Below are 4,424 nucleotides of genomic sequence, written 5' to 3' on the forward strand. Positions count from 1 at the left end.
GATCACCTGCGTTCCCCCCACCAAAAAAAACCCCCCCCCCCCCCCCCCCCCCCCCCCCTCCCCACCCCCCCCCCCCCCCCCCCCCCCCCCCCGCGCCCCTTCGCCCCGGGCCACTGCCATGGGGCCGGCCCGTGGGGCCGGCCCGGTCCCGCCGCCCGAGCCGCCGCCGCGCGGGACGTCGGCCTTCCGGCCCCTGCCGGGGGACGCGGCCGTCCGTGTGGGGGCGGACGGCACGCGGCTGTGGCGCTCGCGGTTCGAGCCGGAGGCGAGCGAGGTCTTCGGCCACCGGCCCGGCTGCGAACTGTCCCCGGACGGGCGGGTGCTGTGGGTCCACCGGCCCGACGCCATGGCCGGCCGCGGCCGCCCGGCCGCCTGAGCGCCGACACCATCGTCGCCACCCTCGTCGGCCAGGACGAGGACGAGGAGGACTGGTTCCGCCACTACCGCCTCGACGCCCGCACCGGCCGCGTCCACGGCGCGTTCGACGCCCGCGCCACGGACCCGTACGACATCCGCCCGCTGGGCGACGGCTCCTGGTTCACCACCGGCCCCGACGGCCACCCCGTGCGCCACACCTGCGCCCGACCGGTGTCCGACCGGTGTCCGACCGGTGTCCGACCGGTGTCCGACCGGCGTCCTGACTCGGCCCGCCGCCGGGCCCGTTCACCGGGCCGTACGGGCGGCGCCGCGTTCGTAGATCGCGCCGCCGGGGATGTACCAGCCCGCCTTCTTGCGGACCGCCGGGCTCGGGTCCCGGTCATGGGAGGCCCGCAGGGCGGCCACGGCCCGGGCCTCGGTGCGGGCGAAGCGGCCGACGAGCTCGGCGGCCCTGGCCCGCACGCCCGGGTCGGGATCGTGGGCCAGGTGGCGCAGCGCGGGTTCGAGGACCCGGTCCGCGCCCGGTGCGCACGTGTCGCCCTTGCACCGGTCGCAGGCCAGGGCGTGGAAGGCGGCGGTCCTCACCCGGGCGTCCGGGTCGTCGGCCATGGCGACGAGTTGGTCCATGGACTCGGTGTCGACCAGGTGGTCCAGCAGCCGGCAGCAGCCCTCCCGCACGGCCGCGTTCTCGTGGGACAGGCCCGCCCGCACGGCCCCGAGCACGTCCTGCCCGCGCCGCAGCAGTTCCCGGTGGGCGGCCACCGTGCGCTGGGGGTCGCCCAGGCAGGAGACGAGGGCTTCGTTGTCGGTGCTGACGAATCCGAGCATGCGCCCAGTGTCGGGCCGCAAAACGGTGCCGGGCAAAGGGATTTCACCGCGCCGGCGTGGACACGCGGATCGTCCGGGGCGGCCCGCTCGTCGTCCTCCCACGGCCGGGCGTCCGCCGGCGGAAACGGTTCGCCCGGCCGGCGCGGCCCCGCCGCCGGCTGCCCCGTCAGGTGGCAGGGCGGGCGGCGGACAGGCGCAGCCTGAAGGGCGACCCGTTGGCGGTGGGCGTCCAGCCCTCGGTGCGCGCGGACCGGATGCCCGCGGCGACCTCCCGCGGCATGATCACGTGGGCCGGCACCGCGTCCGGGGTGTGCCGGGTGGGTCGGCCGGTGTCCACGACGAGCGTCGTTGCGGGGTGGGCGGCGTCCTCCACCGCGTAGCCCAGGGTGCTGCCCTCGAAGTCGCAGCACCAGTGCTGCTTGGTGACGCGCCAGCGGTACGCCACGCCGTCGACGACGATGCGGCGCGCGCCCTTCTTGGCCAGTGCCACGGTGCTGCCTCCCGGTGTTCGGCCCGGCGGCCCGGCGGCCCGGCGGCCCGTCCGTCGGCCGCTCTGCCGGCCTGTCGGCCTGTCGGCCTGTCGGGAGGAAGTCTCCTGGTGCGGCGCGCGCTTGTCACCGGGTTTCCCGGTGCCGTGGCCCGGGACGCCGTCAGGTCCGGGGTCCGTTCCCTCCGCCCTCCTAGCGCGCGAGGCGCCCGAGGAGGGCGGAGGAGGCGGCGATGCCGAGGAGGGTGGCGAAGGCGAGGACGGCGAAGTCCAGGGGCAGGTGGGAGGGGGTGCCGATGAGCAGGCCGCGCAGCGCGTCGACCTGGTAGCTGAGCGGGTTGGCCTTGCTGACGGCCTGGAGCCAGCCGGGCATCAGGGCGATCGGGTAGAGGGCGTTGGAGGCGAAGAACAGCGGCATGGTGATGGCCTGGCCGATGCCCATCAGGCGGTCGCGGGTGAGCACGATCCCGGCGATGGCCATCGACAGGCAGGAGAAGAACGCCGAGCCGAGCAGGACGGCGACGACGACGCCGAGCAGCCGCAGCGGGTTCCAGGTCATGGCGACGCCGAGGGCGGCGGCGATCAGCACCACCACCGCGGCCTGCAGGACGGCCTTCACCCCGGCGGCGAAGGCCTTGCCGGTGACCAGGGCGGCGCGCGGGGTCGGGGTGACCAGCAGTTTGGTGAGGACTCCGGAGTCCCGCTCCCAGATGATCATGATGCCGTAGAAGATCGCGATGAACATCGCGGACTGGGCGATGATGCCGGGCGCGAGGAAGTCCAGGTACGGGATGCCGCCGGTGGGGATCGCCTTGAGGCGGGTGAAGGTCTGGCCGAAGATCAGCAGCCACAGCGCCGGCTGGACCGCCCGGGTGTACAGCTCGGTGCGGTCGTGGCGCAGCTTCTGCAGTTCGACGGCGCACATCGCGCCGATGCGGGCGGGCACCAGGCGCCAGCCGGTGCGGGCGCGCGGGGGCACCAGCAGCAGGGACAGGTCGGGGCCGGCGGCGTCGGCGGATTCAGCCGACGCGGCCCGCGGTGCGGCGGGTTCGGCGGACATCGCTGAAGTCTCCTTCGGTCGCGTCGGCCAGTTGCCGGCCGGCGAAGTGGCGGAAGACGTCGTCGAGGCTGGGGTCCGGCCGGGCCGGGTCGGCCCGGTGGACCTGCTCCTTGAGCTCGGCGGGGGTGCCGAGCGCGCGGATGCGGCCGCGGTCCATGAGGGCGATGCGGTCGCAGTGGCGGTCGGCCTCGTCCATGTAGTGGGTGGTGACCAGGACGGTCATGCCGGTGGCGGCGCGTACGGCGTCCACGCGTTCCCACACGCCGGTGCGGGCGATCGGGTCCAGGCCGATGGTGGGTTCGTCCAGGACGAGCAGGCGCGGGGCGCTGACCAGGGCCTGGGCGAGTTCGAGGCGGCGCACCATGCCGCCGGAGTAGGTGGCGGCCATCCGCTCGGCGGCCTCGGTGAGGTCGACGGCGGCCAGCGCCTGGGCGACGCGGCGGGCGCGTTCGGCGCGCGGGACGTCGAAGACGCGGGCGAACAGGGCGACGTTCTCGCGTCCGGTCAGCCCGGCGTCGGCGGACAGCTGCTGGGGGACGTAGCCGAGCAGGCGGCGCACCTGCATGGGGTGGCGGGTGGCGTCGTGGCCGAAGACGCGGACCATGCCGGCGCCGACGGGCAGCAGGGTGGTGATCGCGCGGATGGTGGTGGTCTTGCCGGCGCCGTTGGGGCCGAGCAGGCCGAACACCTCGCCGGTGCGCACGGTCAGGTCGATCCGGTCGACGGCCCGGGTGGTCTTGCCGTGGCCGTGGCGGAAGACGTACTCCAGGCCCTGGCACACCACCGCGTCCTCGGTGCTCATGGCTCCTCCTCCCCGGAGGCTCCTCCGGGTGCTGCGGGTGCTGCGGGCAGGGTGCGCAGGCCTTCGGCGACCTGCCGCAGAGCGGGCAGGGCGGCGGCCAGGGCCTCGCGCCGGTCGGCGGGCAGGCCGGCGACGACGTCCTCCATCAGCGCGCGGCGGCGCCGGCGCCAGGCCTCGATCCGCTCGACGGCCTCGGGGGTGGCGTGCAGGAGGGCGGCCCGGCGGTCGGCGGGGTCGGTCTCGCGGCGCAGCAGGCCGAGGGCGACGAGCTGGTTGACGAGGGTGGACACCGAGTTGCCGGCCAGGCACAGCTCCTCGGCGGCCTCGGAGACGCGCAGTCCGGGGGTTTCCGTCACCAGGCGCAGCAGTTCGACCTGGGCGCCGCGCAGGCGGGGTTCGTCCATCGTCTGCCGCAGGCGGCGGCGGACCAGTCGCTGGATGCCGACGAGGAGGGTGGAGAACTCGTCCGCCGGCGCGACGTCGAGCGTGTGCGGCTCTGTCGCGGTCATACCCTCATTTTAGCTCTCAGTGAGAGCTATCCGTCGAGAGCGCGGCGCCTCCCTTCGGCAGGCCGCCCCGCGCCCGAACATCCCGCGCGGGGAAGTCGGCCCCGCCGACTTCCCACTCCGCCCCCACCCGGGGTGGTTCGGATGCGGAGCAGTGTCTCAGGTGGCGCGTTGGCCGTGGAGGAGGGCGGGCAGGGAGCGGCCGGCGAGGGCCTCGGCGGCCCGGGCGGCCTGGGAGGGGGCCATGAAGTCCGGGAGGCTGCGGGCGGGGACGAAGCGGGCGCCGAACAGGCCGCTCTGGCGCTGTGCGGGGACGGTGACGAGGGTGCCGTCGGGGACGGTGCCGCCGTCGAACACCAGGGT

General features: G+C 75.6%; 7 protein-coding genes. 1 reads left to right on the forward strand and 6 read right to left on the reverse strand.

What is annotated here, in order from left to right:
• Positions 1 to 217 precede the first annotated feature (217 nt).
• The gene (locus tag ACZ6EM_RS40055) at positions 218 to 376 is read left to right on the forward strand and encodes a hypothetical protein (RefSeq protein ID WP_465774637.1); all 159 of its coding nucleotides are present in this window, start codon (positions 218 to 220) and stop codon (positions 374 to 376) included.
• A gap of 287 nt (positions 377 to 663) precedes the next feature.
• Here the strand turns inward: ACZ6EM_RS40055 and ACZ6EM_RS40060 are convergent, their stop codons facing one another.
• The 6 genes from ACZ6EM_RS40060 to ACZ6EM_RS40085 all read right to left on the reverse strand — a co-directional run.
• Positions 664 to 1,206 (reverse strand): HEAT repeat domain-containing protein, encoded by a 543-nt coding sequence (locus ACZ6EM_RS40060; RefSeq protein WP_401053760.1) that lies wholly within the window; start codon positions 1,204 to 1,206, stop codon positions 664 to 666.
• A 166-nt stretch (positions 1,207 to 1,372) separates the two neighbouring features.
• On the reverse strand, positions 1,373 to 1,696 hold the full coding sequence (locus tag ACZ6EM_RS40065; protein ID WP_401053758.1) for a hypothetical protein: 324 nt from the start codon (positions 1,694 to 1,696) through the stop codon (positions 1,373 to 1,375).
• 190 nt (positions 1,697 to 1,886) lie between these two features.
• Complete coding sequence (locus ACZ6EM_RS40070) at positions 1,887 to 2,753, reverse strand: ABC transporter permease (protein WP_401053757.1); 867 nt, start codon at positions 2,751 to 2,753, stop codon at positions 1,887 to 1,889.
• Positions 2,713 to 3,555, reverse strand: a complete 843-nt coding sequence (locus tag ACZ6EM_RS40075; protein WP_401053756.1) for an ATP-binding cassette domain-containing protein — start codon at positions 3,553 to 3,555, stop codon at positions 2,713 to 2,715. The genes ACZ6EM_RS40070 and ACZ6EM_RS40075 overlap by 41 nt, the downstream gene beginning before the upstream one ends.
• The gene (locus ACZ6EM_RS40080) at positions 3,552 to 4,064 is read right to left on the reverse strand and encodes a MarR family winged helix-turn-helix transcriptional regulator (protein ID WP_465774638.1); all 513 of its coding nucleotides are present in this window, start codon (positions 4,062 to 4,064) and stop codon (positions 3,552 to 3,554) included. The genes ACZ6EM_RS40075 and ACZ6EM_RS40080 overlap by 4 nt, the downstream gene beginning before the upstream one ends.
• A 156-nt stretch (positions 4,065 to 4,220) precedes the next feature.
• Positions 4,221 to 4,424, reverse strand: a 204-nt coding sequence (locus ACZ6EM_RS40085; RefSeq protein ID WP_452181037.1) for a hypothetical protein, incomplete at its 5' end; no start/stop codon positions are given.

The sequence above is a fragment of the Kitasatospora sp. NPDC041917 genome (assembly GCF_055589745.1).